Origin of the sequence: Desulfovibrio sp. 1188_IL3213, from assembly GCF_036763145.1 — a bacterium.
In the GTDB taxonomy this organism is placed as follows: domain Bacteria; phylum Desulfobacterota; class Desulfovibrionia; order Desulfovibrionales; family Desulfovibrionaceae; genus Desulfovibrio.
In genome coordinates this window covers 1-1,543 of sequence record NZ_JBAIYR010000494.1, presented here as the reverse complement: position 1 = coordinate 1,543, position 1,543 = coordinate 1, and the positions used below count along the sequence as shown (strand labels likewise).

Here is a 1,543-nt window from a genome sequence, read left to right as displayed (position 1 = left end):
GCCCACGCGCATGGCGCTTACCGGCTCGCCCAGCACCGCGATGCCGAGCACAAAGGCCCCCACAGCGCCGATGCCCGTCCAGATGGTATAGGCCGTACCCAGAGGCAGGCTTTTCATGGCTACGGCCAACAGGCCAAAACTGGCGATCATGGCCGCCAGGGTGAGTACGGTAGGAAGAGGTTTTGTGAAGCCAATGGACAGCTTCATGGTGTACGCCCACACAACCTCAAGAAGACCGGCAAAAAACAGCAATATCCAGGCCATTCGGCTCTCCTTTTTTCAGAGCCGGGTCGTCCCGGACAAGATGCCCCTGCTGTGGGGGGGAGGTCGTCCTCCTGTTATGGAATATAAGGCCGCGCTCAAGGCTGTCCAGCCGAAGGATGCTATGCTTTACGACACAGGCCGCTTCCTGCCCCTGTGGCGGCATTGCGCGCCTGCAATGCCCTGTGCGCGCCCGGCCGGGGCAGGGTCGTCGCAGGAAAGACAAAAAAGCCGCGCGGAACAGATACGCAACAGCCCCGGAGCAATCAGTCCAGAATATACCGCATGGGATTGACGGGAACCCCGTTAAGGCGCACCTCATAGTGCAGATGCGGCCCGGTGGTTCTTCCGCTCATGCCCACATAGCCTATGACCTGCCCACGCTTGACCCACACCCCCACAGGCACGGCGCAGCGCTGCATATGCCCGTATTTGGTGATAATGCCGCTGCCGTGGTTGATCTCGATACTCAGGCCGTAGGCCCCGTCGTGGCCGGACTGGCTGACCAGCCCCTGAGCCGGGGCCACAATGGGCGTTCCCACACGGTTGGTGATGTCCAGTCCCTTGTGGAACTGCCCCCGCCCGCCGAAAGGCGACGAGCGCCTTCCGAAGCTCGACGACACAAAGCCCACAACAGGCCAGATGGTCGGCATGGAAGAAAGCGCGTCACGATTTTCGCGCAGGGCCAGCAAAAGGTCTTGCTGTCGCACTTCTTCAAGTCTGGCAGACTCCGAAAGGCGCTCAAGAAAATCCTGCATTTTGCGGGCGGCCAGTTCCTGCCGGTGCAAAGGCAGATAGGAACGCGAAAAATCGCCCACAACATCAAGGCCCCCGCCTGCGTCAGCGGGGTCTTTTTCCATATTCATCATAATGCGCAGCTTGGAGTCAAAGCCCTGCACCCGCTGCAGGTCGCGGCTCACCTGGGATATACGCTCGGCCAGGCTCACAAGCTGGCGGCGCTGTTCGGTGATGACCCGCTGGGCGTTCTCAAGGTCATCGTCAAGATGGCGAGACTCAAGCCACGCCTGAAGCAGCCAGACATTACAGGCCACAAGGGCCAGCACCAGCGCGCAGAGCGAAAAACCGAACCAGCCGCGCATCCGTAGATTGCGGCTGCCGCTGCGGCCTTCCTTGAATATGACGATATGGTATTTGCCGAAAAGCATGCGGTGCAACTTTAGGGGGCTGTGACGGCCCTGTCAATGCGACAGGCGCGCACGGGGTCAGCCTTCATGGCCCATGCCTTCCCGCGCGTTGCCGGACACGCTGTGATGCGCGCTGT

At 60.9% G+C, this 1,543-nt stretch carries 2 protein-coding genes; both read right to left on the bottom strand.

Translation table 11 applies throughout. From position 1 onward, the window contains the following. A partial coding sequence (locus V6C16_RS12960; protein WP_333543405.1) for a DMT family transporter occupies positions 1-264 on the bottom strand: 264 nt, incomplete at its 3' end. A 263-nt stretch (positions 265-527) separates the two neighbouring features. Next, complete coding sequence (locus V6C16_RS12955; protein ID WP_333535429.1) at positions 528-1,427, bottom strand: M23 family metallopeptidase; 900 nt, start codon at positions 1,425-1,427, stop codon at positions 528-530. Positions 1,428-1,543: the final 116 nt, after the last annotated feature.

Coding starts and splice junctions, on each gene's coding strand:
- V6C16_RS12955 (WP_333535429.1), bottom strand. CDS start 1,427: ATGCTTTTCGGCAAATACCATATCGTCATATTCAAGGAAGGCCGCAGC.